Source organism: Parendozoicomonas verongulae (assembly GCF_009711465.1).
GTDB classification, from domain to species: domain Bacteria; phylum Pseudomonadota; class Gammaproteobacteria; order Pseudomonadales; family Endozoicomonadaceae; genus Sansalvadorimonas; species Sansalvadorimonas verongulae.
On sequence record NZ_SMME01000284.1, the window covers coordinates 1 to 477 of the forward strand.

Consider the following 477-nt stretch of genomic DNA (forward strand, 5'->3'; position numbering starts at 1 on the left):
GATCCAGAGCCTTCAGCGCCATTTGAAGAAGAGTTGGATCAGCCTGAACCGGAGCTGCCTTCAGAAAGTAGAGCGCCAAAACCGACGATCATCATTACCGATGAAAGCATGGTGGCTGATAAACAGGGTGAGAATAGTCTGCACAGAATTGTCCGGTATCATTCACCGGATGAGATAGAAGCCATCTTCACCCATAACTCAGAAACCATTAAGCCGGATATGCTGACGGTTACCAATCTGGCCGGACAATCACCACTGGATATATTGATTGAGCGTGGCATAAAACCGGCTATTGTTTTTCCATGGCTTCTATACAGCCTGACCGGTGCCGTAGCGAATGACCTGGTTGACCAGAACCTGTTTGGAGAACTCAGCTGGCAGCAGTTATACGATTTTGCACGTTTATCGGCTTATGTTGAAAAGGATAAAAAGCTGAAACAGATTCTGGAAATGCTGGAGCCCGTGTTTTTTTCTGCG

Annotated in this window: 1 protein-coding gene; it reads left to right on the forward strand. The window is 47.0% G+C overall.

All coding sequences use genetic code 11. The features are described from left to right. Window positions 1-477, forward strand: a 477-nt coding sequence (locus E1189_RS22235) for a hypothetical protein (RefSeq protein WP_196220844.1), incomplete at both ends; no start/stop codon positions are given.